The 18,343-nt window shown below is 63.2% G+C and carries 16 protein-coding genes and 1 pseudogene; 7 read left to right on the top strand and 10 right to left on the bottom strand.

All coding sequences use genetic code 11. The features are described from left to right. Positions 1 to 90: 90 nt before the first annotated feature. Both ACWGS8_RS12340 and ACWGS8_RS12335 read left to right on the top strand, forming a co-directional pair. Positions 91 to 1,701 carry a class I SAM-dependent methyltransferase gene (locus tag ACWGS8_RS12340; protein ID WP_454581178.1) on the top strand — a complete coding sequence of 537 codons (1,611 nt, stop codon included), beginning with the start codon at positions 91 to 93 and terminating at the stop codon, positions 1,699 to 1,701. Positions 1,702 to 1,939: 238 nt separating this feature from the next. Then, on the top strand, positions 1,940 to 2,713 hold the full coding sequence (locus tag ACWGS8_RS12335; protein WP_454581177.1) for a TylF/MycF/NovP-related O-methyltransferase: 774 nt from the start codon (positions 1,940 to 1,942) through the stop codon (positions 2,711 to 2,713). Positions 2,714 to 2,717: 4 nt separating this feature from the next. Here ACWGS8_RS12335 and ACWGS8_RS12330 read toward each other — a convergent pair whose 3' ends face one another. Next, positions 2,718 to 3,128 (bottom strand): CmcI family methyltransferase, encoded by a 411-nt coding sequence (locus ACWGS8_RS12330; protein ID WP_454581280.1) that lies wholly within the window; start codon positions 3,126 to 3,128, stop codon positions 2,718 to 2,720. A gap of 112 nt (positions 3,129 to 3,240) precedes the next feature. Next, positions 3,241 to 3,303 (bottom strand): annotated as a pseudogene (locus ACWGS8_RS12325) (hypothetical protein); the annotation flags it as partial. Positions 3,304 to 3,731: 428 nt separating this feature from the next. On the opposite strand from ACWGS8_RS12325, the gene ACWGS8_RS12320 reads away from it, so the two are divergent. Both ACWGS8_RS12320 and ACWGS8_RS12315 read left to right on the top strand, forming a co-directional pair. After that, positions 3,732 to 4,025 carry an HlyU family transcriptional regulator gene (locus ACWGS8_RS12320; RefSeq protein WP_095792876.1) on the top strand — a complete coding sequence of 98 codons (294 nt, stop codon included), beginning with the start codon at positions 3,732 to 3,734 and terminating at the stop codon, positions 4,023 to 4,025. Between the two features lie 129 nt (positions 4,026 to 4,154). After that, the gene (locus tag ACWGS8_RS12315) at positions 4,155 to 6,593 is read left to right on the top strand and encodes a GcvT family protein (protein ID WP_454581176.1); all 2,439 of its coding nucleotides are present in this window, start codon (positions 4,155 to 4,157) and stop codon (positions 6,591 to 6,593) included. Positions 6,594 to 7,178: 585 nt separating this feature from the next. Here ACWGS8_RS12315 and pdxR read toward each other — a convergent pair. Beyond that, positions 7,179 to 8,615, bottom strand: coding sequence for a MocR-like pyridoxine biosynthesis transcription factor PdxR (pdxR, locus tag ACWGS8_RS12310; protein WP_454581175.1), 1,437 nt, complete (start codon positions 8,613 to 8,615; stop codon positions 7,179 to 7,181). A gap of 58 nt (positions 8,616 to 8,673) precedes the next feature. Between pdxR and ACWGS8_RS12305 the strand changes: the two genes are divergently transcribed. Continuing rightward, positions 8,674 to 9,843 (top strand): MFS transporter, encoded by a 1,170-nt coding sequence (locus ACWGS8_RS12305; protein ID WP_454581174.1) that lies wholly within the window; start codon positions 8,674 to 8,676, stop codon positions 9,841 to 9,843. 229 nt (positions 9,844 to 10,072) lie between these two features. Continuing rightward, complete coding sequence (locus tag ACWGS8_RS12300) at positions 10,073 to 10,615, top strand: dihydrofolate reductase family protein (protein ID WP_454581173.1); 543 nt, start codon at positions 10,073 to 10,075, stop codon at positions 10,613 to 10,615. Between the two features lie 408 nt (positions 10,616 to 11,023). Here the strand turns inward: ACWGS8_RS12300 and ACWGS8_RS12295 are convergent, their stop codons facing one another. The 6 genes from ACWGS8_RS12295 to ACWGS8_RS12270 all read right to left on the bottom strand — a co-directional run bounded on the left by ACWGS8_RS12295 (position 11,024) and on the right by ACWGS8_RS12270 (position 16,430). Next, the gene (locus tag ACWGS8_RS12295) at positions 11,024 to 11,254 is read right to left on the bottom strand and encodes a hypothetical protein (RefSeq protein ID WP_454581172.1); all 231 of its coding nucleotides are present in this window, start codon (positions 11,252 to 11,254) and stop codon (positions 11,024 to 11,026) included. 113 nt (positions 11,255 to 11,367) lie between these two features. Continuing rightward, positions 11,368 to 12,162: an ATP-binding cassette domain-containing protein gene (locus tag ACWGS8_RS12290; protein WP_454581171.1), complete on the bottom strand. Its 795-nt coding sequence runs from the start codon at positions 12,160 to 12,162 to the stop codon at positions 11,368 to 11,370. Continuing rightward, positions 12,162 to 13,259 carry an ABC transporter permease gene (locus tag ACWGS8_RS12285; RefSeq protein ID WP_454581170.1) on the bottom strand — a complete coding sequence of 366 codons (1,098 nt, stop codon included), beginning with the start codon at positions 13,257 to 13,259 and terminating at the stop codon, positions 12,162 to 12,164. Before ACWGS8_RS12285 ends, ACWGS8_RS12290 begins: the two co-directional genes overlap by 1 nt. A 52-nt stretch (positions 13,260 to 13,311) precedes the next feature. Next, positions 13,312 to 14,268 carry a rhizopine catabolism ABC transporter substrate-binding protein gene (locus ACWGS8_RS12280; protein WP_454581169.1) on the bottom strand — a complete coding sequence of 319 codons (957 nt, stop codon included), beginning with the start codon at positions 14,266 to 14,268 and terminating at the stop codon, positions 13,312 to 13,314. A 168-nt stretch (positions 14,269 to 14,436) separates the two neighbouring features. Beyond that, complete coding sequence (iolE, locus tag ACWGS8_RS12275) at positions 14,437 to 15,336, bottom strand: myo-inosose-2 dehydratase (protein WP_454581168.1); 900 nt, start codon at positions 15,334 to 15,336, stop codon at positions 14,437 to 14,439. Next, positions 15,333 to 16,430 (bottom strand): Gfo/Idh/MocA family protein, encoded by a 1,098-nt coding sequence (locus ACWGS8_RS12270; RefSeq protein WP_454581167.1) that lies wholly within the window; start codon positions 16,428 to 16,430, stop codon positions 15,333 to 15,335. The genes iolE and ACWGS8_RS12270 overlap by 4 nt, the downstream gene beginning before the upstream one ends. Before the next feature lie 118 nt (positions 16,431 to 16,548). Here ACWGS8_RS12270 and mocR point away from each other — a divergent pair, with 118 nt between their 5' ends. Then, entirely contained in the window at positions 16,549 to 18,003 is a 1,455-nt protein-coding gene (mocR, locus tag ACWGS8_RS12265) for a rhizopine catabolism transcriptional regulator MocR (RefSeq protein ID WP_454581166.1), read from the top strand. 61 nt (positions 18,004 to 18,064) lie between these two features. Here mocR and ACWGS8_RS12260 read toward each other — a convergent pair whose 3' ends face one another. After that, positions 18,065 to 18,334 carry a hypothetical protein gene (locus tag ACWGS8_RS12260; protein ID WP_454581165.1) on the bottom strand — a complete coding sequence of 90 codons (270 nt, stop codon included), beginning with the start codon at positions 18,332 to 18,334 and terminating at the stop codon, positions 18,065 to 18,067. Positions 18,335 to 18,343: the final 9 nt, after the last annotated feature.

Here is an 18,343-nt window from a genome sequence, read left to right as displayed (position 1 = left end):
CGGGGTATAACTCTGTCGGACTCAATTCCAGCGGCTGGAATTTGGAACGGCCTTCCCGGAACGGAGGCGGAGGAGCGGATTGCCGGCAAGGTGCACTATCTCGCCGTGCTCGACCGCCTGCACAACGAACTGCGCCCCGCTCACTACCTTGAAATCGGGATTCGCCTGGGACGAAGCCTCGCACTCGCCCGCGGCAAGGCAACAGGCGTAGATCCTACCCCGGCGATTGATTGCGCATTGCCGCCGACAATAGAAATCGTGGCCTTGACCAGCAATGCGTTCTTCGCCTCGGCGCCGCCGGACCTTGCGCCGGATTTCGGTTTCATCGATGGATTGCATCTGTTCGAATATGCGCTGCGCGATTTCATGAACATCGAGCAGCGGGCAGCGCCCGGCACCGTCGTGGTGATCGATGACGTTTTCCCCAACCATCCAGCGCAAGCCGACCGCACACGTCGCACGCGCGCGTGGACCGGCGACGTCTGGCGTCTGGTCGAGGTGCTGCGCCGGTACCGCGGCGACCTCTTCCTCCTGCCGCTCGATACGGCTCCTACCGGCTTGCTTCTTATCGCCGGGCTAGACCTGACAAACCAGGTGCTGGCGCAGAATTACGACCAGATTGTACGCGAAGCGCTCGATTGGTCCGGGCCGCCGCCCAGTGTGCTGGAGCGCAGCGGCGCGCTCGATCCGTCGGGCGAGCAGTTCGACAGCATCATCGCGCGTTTGAAGGAAGCGCGGCAGACTGGCGCAAATGGACGGGAAATCGCAGCAAGGCTGAAGACGGCCGTCAGAGCGCCTCGACCACTGACTTCGGTTCAGCCAAAGCTCTCGGTTGTCGTCGTCGGCTACAATATGGCGCGAGAGCTTCCGCGCACGATCCGTTCGCTGTCGCCGCTCATGCAGCGTAGCATCGCGCCGGAGGACTACGAGGTCATTTTGATCGACAACGGCTCGACGCAGCCTGCCGACGAAGCCCAGTTGCGGAGTGTGCTCCCGGGGTTGGTCATGCGCTCTATGCCCGGGGCCACGGTATCTCCGGTGCTCGCGGTCAATCTCGGCCTCTCGCTTGCGCGTGGCGACTTCGTCGGCGTGTGGATCGATGGCGCGCGCATGGCATCGCCGGGACTGCTCGCGGCAGCGCTCAGCGCATCGCGCCTGCATGTGCGTCCGATGATCGGAACCATTGCTTTCCATCTTGGACCGGAGGTTCAGATGGAGAGCGTCAAAAAGGGCTACTGTCAGGCCATCGAAGACACGATGCTGTCAGCGAGTGGTTGGGAGGACGACGGCTATCGGCTGTTCAGCATCTCCGCCCTCGCAGGATCTTCGGCGGGAGGCTGGTTCGAATTGCCGGCCGAAAGCAACGCCGTATTCCTGAAGGCCGAGCACTGGCGTGCGCTCGGCGGCTTCGACGAGCGTTTTAAGACTCCCGGCGGTGGCCTTGCAAATCTTGATACGTGGTCGCGCATCTGCGCAGACGCGAGCGGAGAGCTCATCATGCTGCTCGGCGAGGCGACGTTTCATCAGGTCCATGGCGGCATCGCGACGAACTCCGTCAGCCCGCCGTATCAATCCTTCCACGAGGAGTACGTCCGCATTCGTGGTCATCTCTTCGTCAGACCGACCCGCCAGCCCTGGTTTTTCGGGGGCCTGCCTGATCAGGCCAAACCCAGCTTGAAACGTTCGATTGAACAAATCTAGCAGATCGTTGCTGCCTACGGGCGCGATTGATGCCAGAAATCCGCCGACAAGGCCCTGACAGGACACCTGGTGCGGGACGCAGGATGGCGCCTTGAACAGACCTATGAGCCATCGGCCTTGCAACAGACGGTCTTCGCCTGCTCAGCATTGTAAACGCGAGCGCTTGGCTTGACGTTGAGGGTTGATGCGCCGCGCGGATTCGCGCGCGTGGTAGATCGGGGCAATAAAGAGCCGGATGATGACGACAGCCATCCATTCAACCCCAGCAGCGCGGGAATTGTATCTTGATCTCCTGGTCAGGATCTTGCTCAACACCATTTACCAGGATCCCGCGATCAACCCGGGGGTCCGCCCGATGGTGGTCGAGCCGTTCAACCCGAAAACCCGCGCGATCGGCAAGGATTGGCCAACGCAGGCTCACACGATGGTCGGCCAGGCGCGCCTCGAGAGCTTGCGCCAGCTATCGCAGCAGGTGCTGGACGACGGCGTCGCTGGCGACTTCATCGAAACGGGCGTCTGGCGCGGTGGCTGCTGCATCCTGATGCGCGGCGTTCTTGCCGCGAACCAGATCCATGACCGCAAGGTCTATGTCGCGGACTCGTTTGCCGGCCTGCCGGCGCCAAACGTAGAGCTCTATCCCCGGGATACCGGATGGAACCTGCACGAGTTCAAGGAACTGGCCGTCTCGCTGGAGACGGTCAAGGACAATTTCTCACGCTATGGGCTGCTCGACGAGCAGGTCGTGTTCGTGGAAGGGATGTTCAGCGACACGCTGCCTTCGCTGTCCGCCGGGCCGTTCGCGCTGCTGCGGCTCGATGGCGACCTGTACGAGTCTACCATTGTGGCGCTGAATTCCCTTTACCCCAAGCTGTCCCAGGGCGGTGTCGTCATCATCGACGATCGCGCCCTCGATCCATGCCGGCGCGCGGTGATCGATTTTCGCGATCAGCACGGCATCACGGCACCGATGCACGAGGTCGACTGGACGGGATCCTGGTGGCGCAAGCAATGAGTTATTAGCGAACGCGACGGAGATAGCCGTTGACGTTCCACGTCACATTGGTGCCGAAGTGGTCGCAAAGGCCGGTATCGATTTCGTAGTCCTGCCCACGATCGCGCAAGAACAGCTCGACCGCACGGCGGGGGCCGCCCATCAGCCTGGCGACAAATTCTGGGCCATAAAGATCGTCGACGATACCGTCCTCGACGACAATATACTTCCCGGCAACCAGCCAACGATCGAAGAAGCGCAGCACGGCGAGCGTCGTCTCGCAATGATGGTCGGCGTCCTCGATGACGAAGATCGGTCTGGGCAGGCTCTCCATCAACTCCGCGGACAAGGTTGCCGCCAGGTCGCGCCCGTCGCCACGATGAAATGTCACGCCCGGCACGCTGATCGATGGCGGCGTGATGTCGATCGAGTGGATGACGGGGTCGACGCCGAAGCTGCGCAGGATATCGGCAAACCAGAGCGCGCTGCCCCCCCCATTTGGAGCCGATCTCGATCAATGTCTTCGGCTTCCGCTGCCAAAGCAGCATTTGGTACAGCGCCAGATCGAATGGATTTTTGTAGGTGGGCACGCCCTTGTAGGTGTAGCGCATCGTGCCGGATTGAATCCTCGCAAGCGGTTCGCCGAGCAATGCACTTCCGGTGGCAAGACGTTCAATCATACGATTGTCCTACAAGCCGATGTCAAACCCAACTATCCGGTATGCCGTCGCGACAAGCGTGAGCGGGTCGGTTGGCCGTTCAGAAGATACTTGCCGAAGAAACTCGTTGGTCATGAACATCTTACTGGTACGAAATATCGCCCCCCATATTCAAGGACATTCACGGCAGGCGGCGGTATATTGCCGATCGCAAATTGAATTCCCAAGCGCCTCCCGCAACGCAGCACTGGTCGCCAGGACAGGGGCGGAACGGAGAGGGGCTGGAACGCGGCGGCACATTCGCGCATGCTGGGACGACAGCGTCGTGAATCGCGAACAGGGAAGGCCGCGATTGCAGGACGAAAAAGGAGATTTGAGCGATGTCTTTTCTGAAACGTCTTTTCGGTGGTGGCGGCGGTGAAGCGGCCGAGCCGAAGAGTGCGGCACCCGCCAAGCAGGTCGAGCACAAGGGTTTCCTGATCAGCGCCACGCCCTACAAGAACGATGGCCAGTACCAGACCTGCGGCATCGTCTCCAAGGAGATCGACGGCGTGGTGAAGGAGCACAAATTCATCCGCGCCGACCGCTTCGCCGGTCTCGACGACGCCGTCGACATCTCGATCAAGAAGGGCATCCAGCTGGTCGATGAACAGGGCGAGCGGATTTTCGGGTAGGGCGCGGGGACGTGCCGCCTGCATAAATCCAGCTTATCATCACCCCCCATTTTTGAAGACGTTACACTGACTTCCGCCGCCTGTAGCTTCGACACTACACATTGGAAATGCTTGGGATTTGGTGGGTCGATGCAGACACATGCGCGGGTGGTGATCGTTGGCGGCGGGTGCGTTGGCGCGGGCATCCTTTACGGTCTGGCAAAGCGCGGCTGGACCGACATCGCACTGCTCGAACGCACCCAGTTGACGGCCGGCTCGACCTGGCACGCAGCGGGCCTCGTCCCGTCCTATGCCCGCAACATCAATATCGGCCGGATGATCAACAAGACCATCGAGATCTATGAAGGGCTGGAGGCCGAGACCGGGCAGCCGGTCGGCTGGCACAAATGCGGCCAGTTGCGCATCGCCAATTCCAGGGACCGGCTCGACGAGTACAAGAGCTATATGAGCGTCGCCGACGTCCAAGGCATGCGGGCGCATTTGCTGTCACCGGCGGAGGCGAGGGCGCTTTGCCCGCTTCTCGACAACAAGCATATGCTGGGTGCGCTCCATCATCCCGATGACGGCCATATCGCGCCGGCCGACGTGACCCATGCCATGGCCAAGGGTGCGCGGGATCTGGGCGCCAAGATCTACCTGAACACCGGGGTGACCGGCTTTCAGCGGACCGCCGGCGGCGAATGGCGGGTCCAGACGAACACGGGCGACATCATCTGCGAGCATGTGGTCTGCGCGACCGGCAATTACGCGCGCCAGACCGGCGCGCTGCTCGGCCTCGACATCCCCGCCATCCCGATCCTGCACCAGTACTGGATCACCGAGCCGGTGCCGGAGATCGTGGAGCGCAAAAAGCAGGGACGCGCGGAGATGCCGATCCTGCGCGACGAAGGTTTCGAGGGCTATCTGCGCGAGGAAGGCGACGGCTTCATGTTCGGGCCCTACGAGCGCACCGAACACCTCAAACTGTTTGCCGAGGATGGCGTTCCCGCCTGGTTCGGCGCCGATCTCGTCGAAGAGGATTTCGAGGCGGTGTCGTGGAACTGGGAGCAGGCAACGCAGCTCGTGCCGGCGCTGGGACGCGCCGGGATCAAGGCCAATGTCCGCGGCCCCTTCCAGATGACGGCGGACGAGCTTCCGCTGATGGGGCCGGCCTGGGGCCTGCCCAATGTGTGGCTGGCCGAAGGCGTGCCGGGCGGCATATTGTGGGGCGGCACGATCGGCTATTACCTGTCGGAGCGGATCGTCGAGGGCGGCAACAGCCTCGACACCTCCGATCTCGATCCGCGCCGCTTCGGCGATTACGCAAACAAGGCGTGGACGCGCGAGAAGGTCCGCGAGGCCTGGGGCACGCACGCGGAGCAGAAATATCCGGGACAGGACATGCCCGCCGCCCGGCCGCAGAAGACCGCGCCATCCTATGCGCGGCTGACCGAACTGGGTGCGGTCTGGGGCGTGCTCAACGGCTGGGAAATGCCGAACTGGTTCGCGCCCAAGGGCGTCGAGGCCAAGGACCAGTACAGCTGGCGCTGGACCGAAAAGGGCGTGTTCGTCGGCGAGGAGGTGCAGGCCGTGCGCAACGCCGTCGGCCTGGTCGAAATGACGCCGATGACCAAGTTCGAGGTGTCGGGGCCGAGTGCGGCCGCCTGGCTCGACGGGATCCTCGCCAACCGGTTGCCGGCGGCCGGCAAAGCGACGCTGGCGCATCACCTGACGGCGGGCGGCGGCGTGCAGGCGGAATATATGGTGGCGCGGCTTGGCGAAGACAATTTCTATCTCATCTCGACGCCGCGCGCCGAGCGCTGGAATTTCGACGATCTCGCAAAGCTGCTTCCCGCCGATGGCAGCGTCAGCCTGAAGAATGTCACCAACGAGCGCGGCTGTTTCACGGTTGTCGGCCCGAAGGCGCGGGATGTGCTGCAGCCACTCACCGAGATCGACCTGTCGAATGCCGGCTTTCCCTGGTTCGGCGTGAAGACCGGCAGCGTGGCGCTAGCCAGCGACGTGCGGCTGCTGCGTGTCAACTACGAGGGCGAGCTCGGCTGGGAACTCTATCATCCCATGGCCTACCAGCGGCAATTGCTCGACGCGATCCTGGGAGAAGGCGAGAAGCACGGCATGCGCCTCGTGGGGCTGCATGCTCTGGAATCGCTGCGGCTGGAGAAATCCTACCGCGCCATGTATCGTGACATGAATCCAGAGCTCAACGCGCTCGAGAGCGGTCTCGAACGCTTCATCCGCCTCGACAAGGGCGATTTCGTCGGCCGCGACGCGGTCGTGAAATACAAGGCGAGAAACGATCAGCGCCGGTCGGTGACGCTCAGAATAGAGACCGACGGCGCCAGCGCGCTTGCCAGCGAAGGGCTGTACATCGGCGGCGAGCTGGTCGGGCGAATCACGTCGGGCGGCTATGGCTACACGCTCGGGCATGATGTGGCGCTGGCGCTGTTGCCCGAGCGTCTAGGCACGCCCGGCACGAAGCTCGACGTCGCGATCCTGGGGGAATGGAAGACCGCCGAGGTCATCGCGGATTCGCCTTACGATCCCAGCTCGGCCAGGGCGCGAATGTAGCGCGCGGCGGATATCCACTAGCGTGAACTCGCCGCTGCCAGGGAGGCGACGACGGGTAATGAAGGAACAAAAATTCATCCGTGCCGACCGCTCGACGACATCTCGACCGAGCAGATTCTCCGGGCGGCGCCAACCCGTCGGACGACACTGGTCCGCGTTGCGCCAAAGCGCTCACTCGCCGCGAGTTTCTTGAATGACCGCAATGGGCCGGTAGCCGATGGACCGGTTCACAGCTGCTAGAGCGTTTCACCGTTTCATGGAAACGGCGAAACGCTCTAACTCTTTGTTTTCACACAATTCCTGACGGAAAACCGCTCACACTTTTCCTGGAATTGCTCTAGAGCACCATTCCGGCCATTCGTTCAGCATTTTGGCCGGTGACCGATTCCGACCCATTGCGGACACCAGCCAGAAGCGAATTCGAACCTCGCTTTACACAAATGAAATTGCGGCGAGTCCGCGCCGAAGCTCCCGTTTCATTGCGGACGTTAGCGGCGCGCTTCTCAGGATTGCTATCTCTTGAGCGAGCAATTGCACTGACGGAGAATTTCTCCCCGGCGGGTGCCGATAGTGATCCGGATCCGACTACAGGCCGACTTCATGCCGCTGCGCCGCCCGAACGGCCTTGGCCAAGAGCCTCACGCCGGAGGCAATAGCGCCGTCAGTGATGCGGCCATAGCCAACGAACAAACGACGCGGTCCTTCTGCGGCCAGTGAGTATCTGCCGAGCCCCTCGGTCGCCAATCCCCGTTCCCGCAGGCCGGAGACGATTTCGGCTTCGTCCGCGCGGGTAAGTTCGGAGGGCAATCGTAGTGTCACGTGAAGACCCGCTGCCGTGCCTTCGATTTCAAGCTCCGGGAGTTCTGCCGCAAGGCAATCGAGAAGGTGCTTCCGACGGTCACGGTAGATTCGCCGCATTTTCCGCAAATGCCGGTCGTACGCGCCCGTTTGGAGAAGATGGGCCAAGGCATCCTGTTCGATCCGGGGAGATCCCTCTTTCCACCGGCGCAGCTCGGCATCCATGTGCCGCACCAGTTCCGGCGGCACCACGAGCCAGCCAATCCGGAGTGCCGGAGCGAGCGTCTTGCTTGCAGTCCCGGCATATATGACGCGATCCACGGCAAGACCCTGTAGCGCTCCGACCGGCGCTTGGTCGTACCGAAACTCAGCATCATAGTCGTCCTCCAGCACATAGCCATCATGTTGCTCGAGCCATCTGACGAGGCGCTGCCGGCGGTTTGCGCTGAGCACGCCGCCGATCGGAAATTGATGCGACGGCGTGATCAATGCGCCTTCCACACCCGTTGCGATAAGTTGATCGACATCGATTCCCTGCTCATCGACTGGGATGGGCACTCTCTGGAGCCCCGCTTTGTCGACGGCGACCCAATCGCTGTAACCTGGATCCTCGACGGCGACCCTGCGAAGCCCGACGGCTCGCATTACAACGCAGGCTAATGCCCGTCCTTCTGCGAAGCCACTGGTGATGAAGATGTGAGATGGATCGGCGACGAGTCCCCGCACCCGGCCAAGATAATCGGCGAGCGCTGATCGCAGCCTCGGGCTTCCGCGAAGATCCCCATAGCCAAGATCGTTCGCTGGGATTGTATTGAGCACGGTCCGTACGGCACTGGCCCAGGCTTTGCGCGGGAAGAGTCCAACGTCCGGCATCGCCGGGCGAAGATCGTAGCGGATCGGCTGTTCACGCTTCTCCTCAAGCGGGGCAGTGACACGCGCCGCCCCAGATGCGACGATCGGCCGAGCACCGCGCCGGACGATCAGGAAACCTTCAGCGGCCAGCTGCGCGTAAGCGTCGACGAGAAGCGGGCGAGATATGCCCAGCTGGGCGGCAAGCGCGCGCGTCGATGGGAGCACGACGCCTGGGCGCAGAATGCCAGCGCGAATTTGCGCGAGCAGCCCCCGGCGCACTTGGTGTCCCAGGCTCTCCTTGCCCTGCCGGTCGATTTCCAGCGCCAGGTCGGCGATCAAACTGGACAATGATTCTATCACCAAAGTGGTCATGTCTCTTGTACCAGTAGCACGCTACATGGCAGCTCGTCACCCGCGAAGGAGAAGCGACATGGCCGCCACCGCAGTCACCATCCATTCAGACAAGGTCGCTGCCGAACCCATTTTCACGGCCTCATTGCTCGGGATGGCTGGTGTCATGTTTTCAGCGATGAGCAGCTTCTACCTGCTTCTGTCGGCGATCGCGGCGCATGCGGCGAGCCTCGGTGGGGCTGGTGCTGCCGGGCACGCGACGGGTGCATTGATGGCGGCCACCGTCTGCGGTGAAATCGCCGCGCCACGGATCATCGCTGCCTGCGGTCGCAAAGTGTCGCTGGTGTCGGCGCTTGGCCTGCTTGGGACAGCTTGCCTAGTGGCATTCCCCTCATCGCTTGCACTGCTCCTCCTCAATTGTCTCGTCCGCGGTGTCGCCCTCGGCGTGTTGCTGGTCGCCGCCTCTGGCATCTCGGCCAAGTTGGCACCTCCCTCGCGTCGGGCAGAGGCAATGAGCCTCTTTGGTGTCGCTTCTGCGGTTCCGGCAATCCTTGCGGTGCCGCTCGGCCCGTGGGTTCTCTCTTATCTTGGTCCGTCCGTGACAGCCTTGGGTGGCAGCGGCTTGGCTGTTATCGCACTCGGGGCCACCTCCGTCCTTCCGGTCGACATCAGTCGTGATGATAACCGGGACCACAGGATGCCGCCATGGAGCGTCGTTGCCATCCCGGCGATATCCTTGGCCTGCGGCGCAATCCTTGTCGGCGCTGCCGTCACCATCCTCCCACTGGCCCATCCCGAGGCGAGCAGTGGTGCGATCATGCTTGGACTGCTGTTCCAGGGTGCCGGCGCCGCGTTCACCCGCTGGGCCTCTGCACGGCAGGTCGATCGCCATGGGCCAAAGGTTCCGACCGGTGCAGGCCTTGCGAGCTGCGCACTTGCCGCGGTCTGCCTGGCCCTCCCCAGCCAAGCCGCGATGCTTGCCGGGATGCTGCTGAGCGGGATGGCCTTCGGCGTGCTGCAGAGCGCAACCGTTGCTGACGTCTTGTCGCGGGCCGCCCCCTCGCAGGAGGATGGCGCGGGGGCCTTGTGGAACGTGGCCTATGATGCAGGCCTGGGAGTCGGCGGACTGGCCGTCGCCGCACTTGCCGCCTCGGTGGGCTTTAGCGCCGCATTCGCTGCGACCGCTGCCTTGTTCGCGCTCGTCACGCTGTTCGCTCTCAAGCCTGATGGAGGGATCGCCCAATGCTGAGACGTCAGGTCCTCACCCCGGGGCTCCATCCTCGCCTCCGCAGCAATCCCAACCGGCGCAATATCCAAGGAGATGATCAAGATGACGGGTACGGGGCGAGCGCTGGGCGCTCGAGGCGCCGGGCCCGTGCAACACCACCCCAACCTGGAAGGCTGGGCCGAAGATGTCTTCGGTGCATCACTCACGCCGCCTGAACTGACAACCACTTATTGAACAGGAGGATTCCAAGATGAGAAAGCTGATCGAAACTACGCTGATGTCGCTGGACGGGGTGGTCGGCTCCCCATGGGCCTGGACCGGGTCGTACTGGGACGCGGAGAGCCGCGGCCACGCGCTCGCCGCGTTGGACCGCTACGAGGCGTTCCTGTTCGGTCGCGTCACTTACGAGACGTTCGCGGCGACTTGGTCGCAGGTGAGGCACGACGCCTACCTCGACCGGATCAACGCGATGCCGAAGTACGTCGCCTCAACGACTCTGCAGGAGGCGACCTGGAACGCCAGGCTGCTCAAGGGCGACGTCGTCGAGGAGATCCGCCGCCTCAAGCAGCAGCCCGGCAAGGATCTCATCAAGTACGGAACCGGCAAGCTGGATCGAACGCTCCTCGAGCACCATCTCATCGACGAGATCCAGGTCTGGATCATCCCGATCGTTGTCGGGAAGGGGCAGCGCCTCTACGACGCAATCGACCCTGCAAGCCTCAAGCTCAAGCTCGAGGCCCAGAAGGTGTTCGGCAACGGCTCCGTCCTGCTGACCTACGTTCCGGAGCGATAAGGACCAGTTACTGCGGGCCGGGGGCTCTCGAAGCGCAAGGCCCGCGCAACACCGGCCCAACCACGCTGGAACGTTAGGCCCAAAGCGTCTGCATCACGGCACGCTGTCTCGCCGAGCAGATCCGCTTTATCCTGAAAGCACTTGCCAGGTCGAATTAATCGGAGGGTGCGTGCAGGCCGACGTGCAACTAGCGGCAACCAGGCCGTTGCGCCAGCTGCGATGTCTGACTGGCATTATCCAGAGCGGCGCTAGGTCTCTAACGCCGTCGCACGCGACGGCAGCTTTCGGGAAACGGCGATGCCAATTTGCATGGCCGACATAGGCGCAGTCCCGACTTCCAGCTGGCAAACCGCCGGACCGGCCGAGCACTCCCAACAGCACGCTTGGGAGCGTCTGCGCGCGGCTTTCCTAATCCGAAAACGTCACGCTGACGCCGCGCTGGCGAAAATAGGCCTGCATCAACTTGCGACCCGAGCGGTTGTTTTGCGCCAATTTGGTGGGGTCGAACACCGCCTCTTTCATCCCCTCGCGTGCCAGCGCGGCCTTAAGCGTCGCGATATGCGCGTCGATGTCGGCATTGTCCGCCCGAAGCGATGCATAGATATTTTCGGTCGCCTCGGCCACGGTCAGTTCGCTCACAGCTGTCGTCCTCTGGTTGATTGGGCGGCGGCTTAGCACAGATTCGCGGCTCCGCGATACCGATGCGTACCGGCCAGACTGGTCCGCCACAGGGATCCGATCAGCGCCGGGCCTTAAGCCGGGCCGCTCCTCACCGATTTGGCTAGCTCCTGTTCCAGATCCACCAGTTCCTTGCCGCCGGCCATCAGGTTGAGCAGCTGGTCGCGGGTGATTTCGCCCTTGGCGTAGGTGCCGGTGCTCCGGCCGCGCTTCAACAGCGTGAAGCGGTCGCCGACGACATAGGCGTGGTGGACATTGTGGGAAATGAAGATGACGCCGATGCCGCGCGCCTTTGACTGCACGATGAGCTTCAGCACCACGGATGCCTGGTGGACACCCAGCGCCGAGGTCGGCTCGTCGAGGATCAGCACCTTGGCGCCGAAATAGACGGCACGCGCTATGGCCAGGCATTGCCGTTCGCCGCCCGACAATGTGCCGACCGGCTGTTCGGGGTCGCGCAGCTGAATGCCCATCGCCTGCATCTCGTCATAGGCGGTGCGATTGGCGAATTCGGCGTCGAACTGGCTGATCGGCCCAAACTTGCGCATCGGTTCGCGCCCGAGGAAAAAGTTGCGCGCCACGCTCATCAGCGGCACCAGCGCCAGGTCCTGGTAGACGGTCGCGATGCCGCTGTCGCGCGTATCGGCGGGCGAGGCAAACCGGGTCGGCTTGCCCTGGACGCGGATTTCACCTTCGTCCGGCGTGTAGACGCCGGACAGGGTCTTGATCAGCGTCGACTTGCCGGCGCCATTGTCGCCGAGCAGGCAATGCACCTCGCCGGGGCAGACGTCGAAGGACACGTCCTTCAGCGCCACGACCGAGCCGAAATATTTGCTGACCGACTTCAGTTCGACATAGGGCTCGGCCATCACCGGCTCCTCATGGCGCGGTTGCGGACATAGCTGTTGAACAGCACCGCGATGACCATCATGGCGCCCATGAACAGCTTGAACCAGTCGGTGTCGATGCCGGTGTAGAAGATGCCCATCTGCACCACGCCGAAGATGAGGGCGCCGAACATGGCGCCGATGGCCGATCCATAGCCGCCGGTCAGCAGCGTGCCGCCGATGACGACGGCGATGATGGCCTCGAATTCCTTCTGCGTGCCACGCAGCGTGTCGGCGGAGCCGGTGACCAGCACCTGGATCGCCGCGAACAAGGCGGCCGCGAGCGCCGTCATGACGAACAGCGTGATCTTGGTGCGCGCCACCGGCACGCCAAGATTGCGCGCGGCATTGGCTTCGCCGCCGGCGGCGAAGATCCAGTTGCCGAAGCGGCTGCGTGTCAAGAGCCAGGTGCAGGCCAGTGTCAGCACGATCCACCACACGATCGACACCGGAATGCCTGATATCGACGGCATTCCGTCGGCCCGCTTGCCGATCAGGCCGAGGTCGGCCAGCCAGGCGATCAGGCCGGAGAACACCTGTCCGGAGAACAGGCTGTTGAGGGGATCGTTCTGCGCCAGTTCATGCACGCCCGACACCTGGGTCCGCCCTGAAATCCCGCGCGTGAGGCCAAGTGTGAGGCCGCGCAGCATGAACAGGCTGCCAAGCGTCACGATGAAGGAGGGCAGGCCGGTCCTGACGACGGCAAGCCCGTTCAGCGCACCGATGCCGCCACAGACGGCGAAGGTGAACAGCAGCGAAAGCCAGATCGGCCAGCCCCAGAACACGGCCGGGATGGCGATGAGGATGCCGGCAAAGCCGATCATCGAGCCGACCGAAAGATCGAACTCGCCGGCGATCATCAGCAGGGCCACGGGGGCGGCGAGAATGCCAAGCTGGGCCGAGACTTCGAGGAAGTTGACGATCCCCTTGGCGCTGAACAGTCCCGTGCTTCCCGCCGTGATGGCGAAGAACACGAAGACCAGCACGGTGCCGGCGGCCGCGCCAAGCTCCGGCCTGCTCAGCAGGCGGCTGAGGCGTGAAACGGACCGGACCCGCTCGTCGCGAATCTCTGAAACCATGGCTGCGTTACCTCAAAATAAGCGGCCGGGGCGAGACCCCCGGCCGCCAGTGTTAGCGCTTGCCTTGTTTCGACAGCTCGATGACCGAGGCGGCGGTGTCCTTGGTGACGAACCCGGGACCGGTCGGATAGTCGGCGATCGGCATGATCTTGTATTTCTTCCAGAGGTCAAACATCGCGACCGGGATGTAGCCCATGGCATATTGCTGGGCGTCGATGCCCCACTCCATCTTGCCGCCGACCACGGCCTGCAGGATCGTGGGCGAAAGATCGAACGTGCCGGTCTTCACCTTGCCCGACAGGCCCAGTTCATCAAGCGCGGCCAGCGTCGGTTCGGCGCCGCTGGCGCCCACTGCAAGGATGAACTGTGTATCGGCATGAGCGGTCATGTAGGCGATCACGCGGTTCTTCATTTCGGTCGGGTCGATGACGCCGTTCATCACCGGCACGTCGACGCCCAGACCCTTGGCGAAGCCGGCGCAGCGGTCGTCGAGGCTCGAATTGCCGACCTCGTGGTTGGCGCAGACCGCCTTGGTGAGGCCGAGCGCCTTGATGCGCTCGCCGGCCATGACGCCTGCCTGGAATTCATCCTGCCCCATGAACAGCAGGCCGCCAAGGTCGTGGGTAAGTTTCGAGCCGCCGGAATCAATGACGATCACCGGGATGCCGGCGGCGATGGCGTTCTTGACCGGAGTTGTAAGGGCGGCCGCGTCGGGGATCGAGACGACCATGCCGTCGGGCTTCGAGGCCGCGATGGCGTCGATCATCTGCCCCATCTTGGCCATGTCGAAGGTCTCTGGCGCCAGATATTCGGCCTTGACGCCGAGCGTCTTGGCGGCATCGTCCATGCCGTTCTTGACGACCGACCAGTAGGGGTCGCCGCTCTGGCCATGGGTGACGAACACCACCCGCGTTTGGTCGGCGGCCGCAAGGGTCGTGGCCGCCGCCATCATGGTGAAGCCGGCCAACAGGCCGAGCGCAGGCTTTATTAATTTCGCAAGCGCAGACATAACAACCTCCTGTTTGTTTTCCGCCGCCGCAATTACGGTCGGCAGTCCAGTTGCCCCTTCAAGCTGTGTTGATGTTCAGGTGATGCCGGCCTGACCTGAATCTCAACACACCTCATTCCAGTTTCATTCCTCAGCACTGGTTCCCTGGAGGCCGAATAGCGGCCTCGATCACTCCATGACGGTGAATCCGGCTTGCCTCGCCATGCGCGACAGATTCTTAAATCCCATCGTCGCATAGGTCAGCGGGTTGGCCTTGTTGGGGTCCTGCTCGGCCTCGACGACCAGCCAGCCGCTGTAGCCATTGTCGGCCAGCACGCGCAGAATGGCGGGATAGTCGATGAAGCCGTCGCCAGGGACGGTGAAGATCCCTTCCATGACGGCACCCATGAAACTCATGTCCTCGGCGCGGGCACGCTCAAGCACGGGTTTGCGCGCGTCCTTGCAATGCACATGGACGACGCGCTTGACCTGCGCCTTGATCAGGGCAAGCGGATCGCCGCCCGAAAAGATCGAATGGCCGGTGTCGTAGAGCAGGCCGACCGCTTCGCCGGTATGCCGCATCAAGAGGCCGACCTCGGCATCGGTCTCGACGATGGTTCCCATGTGGTGGTGAAAGGCCATTCGCACGCCGAAATCCGCCATCCTTTCGGCGAGTGCGGTCAGCTTGCGGCCATAGGCCGGCCATTCTTCTCCGCTCAGCGCAGGACGTTGCGAGATCGGTCCCCAGATGGCGTTGTGGCGCCCGCGCGAGGTGTCGGCATAGACGACATGGGTGGAGCCCATATCCTTCAGGAGCTGGAGATGCGGCGTGATCGCATCCATTTCCGCGCCAACATCCTTCTCGTCGCAGCGGCCATCATACCAGCCGGAAATCACCGCGAGGCCATAGCGGTCCATGATCGGCTTCAGTTCGGCCGAGCGGCGCGGAAACTTGCCGCCGAGTTCAGTGCCGGCATAGCCGGCCTGCCTGGTTTCGCTAAGGCACACTTCAAGCGGCGTATCGCCGCCGAGTTCCGGCACGTCATCATTGGTCCAGGTGATCGGATTGATGCCGATGCGAACCGTCACGGGCGAACTCCTGATTGCTTCGATTGGGCGAGGTGATGGCGGGTCAGCCCAGCTAGCAGCGTCATGTCGCGGCGCCCATGCTCGGCGGTGTTGCGCACCGGCGTACCCTCGACGATCGCCGACCAGAAGCCCTTCAGCTCCTCGAGGAAAGCCTCTTCATAGCCGCTGCGGATGTCGCGGCTGGAGAGCGAGTGGCCGTCGCCGGTGCGGATGGTCAGCCGCGTCGGCTGGTGGTTGAGATAGGGCGAGGGAAATTCCAGCTCGAGCGCAGCGTCGTCGAAATGGAGCGTGATGCGTTCGCGATAATCGGGCAGGCCCGGAGTGGCGATATGCGCCATGGTCCACAATGCCTGGCCGTCGAGCAGCCGGACAGTGCCCTGGCCGGCTTCGCCTTTGGCGAAGAGCGAGGCGCCGACGATTTCGCCATCGGCAACGCCGAGCGCATCGAGCAGGCCATGGACAAGGTTCACGTCATGGACGATCGAGGAACAATAGGCGCCGACAAAGCCGCGGAACGCGTGGGGATCGTCGAGCCCGGGCACCGCGCGGTCGACCTGCTCGCGCTGCCTGGCCTCGGTCGAGGCAATCAGTTCCGCCGCGACGTCGTCACCCCGGCACGTAGGGGCGTGCCGGATGAAGGGCCAGGCGTCGGGATCGTTGACCTCGACCGAAACGGAGCGAAGCGTCCGTGCCGTGCCGGGCAGCATGTTCAGCGCCGCCTCGTAGCTCGGGTCGAAACGCTTCATGTAGCCGACCTGGAGCACCTTTCCGGCGCGATCCCTGGCGGCGATCAGTTCGTCGATGTCCTGCGCACCGTAGCAAAGCGGCTTCTCGCAGAAGACATGCAGGCCCCTGGCAAAGGCGGCGAGGCATTGTTCGCGGTGCAGCGCATCCGGCGAGGCGATGACCACGGCGTCAAGCGGCATGGCGAGCAACGCATCGAGATCGGAAAATGTTTCGAGGCCGAATTCCTCGCCGATGAAAGCGCGGACTTTTCGCGACGGATCGTAGACGCCAAGGATCTTGAACTGCCGGTGCAGCTTGAGCAGGTTCGGAATGTGCTCGACCTGGGCGACGCCGCCCGCCCCGATCACTCCCACCCTTATCCACCGCATCGGCCAGCCCCATCTGAACCCGAACGCTTTTTTCTTGAGGGTAGGCCTCCTTTGGTTCCATTGTTAGAACCAGATTCCATTGATTTTTGGGAACCAGATGAAGACCAGTTTTCCCGTCGACGGCATCGCCCTGGATCGCGACAGCCCCGCCAATCTGCACCGGCAGCTCTATGTCCAGTTGCGCGGCCTGATCGAACGGCGCGTGCTGCCGAGCGGCCACGCACTGCCCTCGACACGGGTCATGGCGCGGGATCTGAATGTCGGGCGCAACACGGTGATTGCCGCTTGCGACCAGCTGGCGCTGGAGGGCTATCTGGCGATACGCCCGCGCAGGCCTTCGGTGGTGATGGACCTGCCGACGCGTTCGGCGGTTGCGGAACAAATGTCGGTCGAGGACGCCAATCCGCTATCGCGGCGCGGCCAGACCATGCTTGCCCAACCCTATCATCATGGCCGGCCTGGCATGCTTGCCTTCCATCCCGGCATGCCGGACCCGGACAATTTTCCGTTCAACACCTGGTCGAAACTGCTCAGCCGCCGCGCGAAGTTCGCGCATATCGATCTTTTCGGCACCTATCACGTCAAGGGCTATCCGCCGCTTTGCGAGGCCATAGCGCGCTATCTCACCGCCTCGCGCGGGGTGAAGTGCACCGCCGAGCAGATCGTGGTGACCAATGGCGCGCAGTCGGCGTTCGATCTCCTGGCCCGGCTGCTGATCGATGATGGCGACACGGTGTGGATGGAGGAGCCTGGCTATTACGGCGCCGGCTCGGCCTTCGTCTCGGCCGGGGCGAAACTGGCGCCGCTGCGTGTCAGCAATTCAGGCTGGGACCTCGATCCGCCTGATGTCGTGCCCCGCATGATCTTCGTGACGCCCTCTTGCCATCACCCGCTCGGCATAACCATGCCGATGGAACAGCGGCTCAATCTGCTGCACATGGCCGAGACCTGGCGCTCATGGATCATCGAGGACGACTATGACGGCGAATACCGTTTTCAGGGGCAGCCGATCCCGGCACTGCAAGGCATCGGCGCGTCGAACCGCGTGGTCTATGTCGGCACCTTCGCCAAGATCCTTTTCCCGGCCATGCGTCTCGGCTTCATGGTGGCGCCCAAGGCGATCGACCATACGATCGTCTCGGCGCTGAGCGTCAGCGGCCAGTTCGCCCCCTTGCTGACCCAGGCCGCGCTGGCGGACTTCATGAATGAGGGGCATTTCACCCGCCACCTACGACGCATGCGGCGGCTCTACGCGGAGAGACGGCAGTTCTTCCTGGAAAGCGCGCAACGGCATCTCGGGGAATGGCTGGATTTCCATGCGACCGAATCCGGCATCCAGGTCGTCGGGATATTTTGCGACGGATGCAGCGACAGGGCGGTTGCCGAAGCGGCGCTCCAGCAAGGCATCAACGTCTCGGCGCTGTCGATCCAGTATCGCCACGGCACGCAGCAGAACGGCCTCGTCATGGGCTTTGCGGCGGCCGATGCGCAGACGACCGAAAAGACGATGCAGAAATTTCGCACCGTGCTGGAAAGCTATTTTCGCGAATGAACGATCCCGCGTAAGCAACTGGGATTATTCGTTTAAGCTGTGCTCGCGATAAAGGGCGATGCTAGTCCAGATCTGCCATCCGTGCGCGACAGCGCACTTCGTCGATCGGCCTGCCAAGCGCGGCGAAGCGTGTGGCTGCTTCCTCGAAGGCGGCCACGGCCCGGGTTTTGTTGCGCTCGGCCCGGCGCTGAACGCCGCGCGCTTCCCAGACGGCCGCCACCCAGGGGCCGCCGTTCCACATGCCGGCGACCCGCTCAGCCTCATCGAGCCGGCGGTTGACCTGCTCGATCTCGCCCGCCTCGGAACCGTCGGAGGCTTTGCGGGTCGACAAGGTGAATTT

This window comes from Mesorhizobium sp. 43Arga (assembly GCF_053714255.1).
This window is presented reverse-complemented; position numbering and strand designations above follow the sequence as displayed.

Coding starts and splice junctions, on each gene's coding strand:
- ACWGS8_RS12335 (WP_454581177.1), top strand. CDS start 1,940: ATGACGACAGCCATCCATTCAACCCCAGCAGCGCGGGAATTGTATCTT.
- ACWGS8_RS12280 (WP_454581169.1), bottom strand. CDS start 14,268: ATGTCTGCGCTTGCGAAATTAATAAAGCCTGCGCTCGGCCTGTTGGCC.
- ACWGS8_RS12305 (WP_454581174.1), top strand. CDS start 8,674: ATGGCCGCCACCGCAGTCACCATCCATTCAGACAAGGTCGCTGCCGAA.
- ACWGS8_RS12290 (WP_454581171.1), bottom strand. CDS start 12,162: ATGGCCGAGCCCTATGTCGAACTGAAGTCGGTCAGCAAATATTTCGGC.
- mocR (WP_454581166.1), top strand. CDS start 16,549: ATGAAGACCAGTTTTCCCGTCGACGGCATCGCCCTGGATCGCGACAGC.
- ACWGS8_RS12320 (WP_095792876.1), top strand. CDS start 3,732: ATGTCTTTTCTGAAACGTCTTTTCGGTGGTGGCGGCGGTGAAGCGGCC.
- pdxR (WP_454581175.1), bottom strand. CDS start 8,615: ATGACCACTTTGGTGATAGAATCATTGTCCAGTTTGATCGCCGACCTG.
- ACWGS8_RS12300 (WP_454581173.1), top strand. CDS start 10,073: ATGAGAAAGCTGATCGAAACTACGCTGATGTCGCTGGACGGGGTGGTC.
- ACWGS8_RS12315 (WP_454581176.1), top strand. CDS start 4,155: ATGCAGACACATGCGCGGGTGGTGATCGTTGGCGGCGGGTGCGTTGGC.
- ACWGS8_RS12285 (WP_454581170.1), bottom strand. CDS start 13,259: ATGGTTTCAGAGATTCGCGACGAGCGGGTCCGGTCCGTTTCACGCCTC.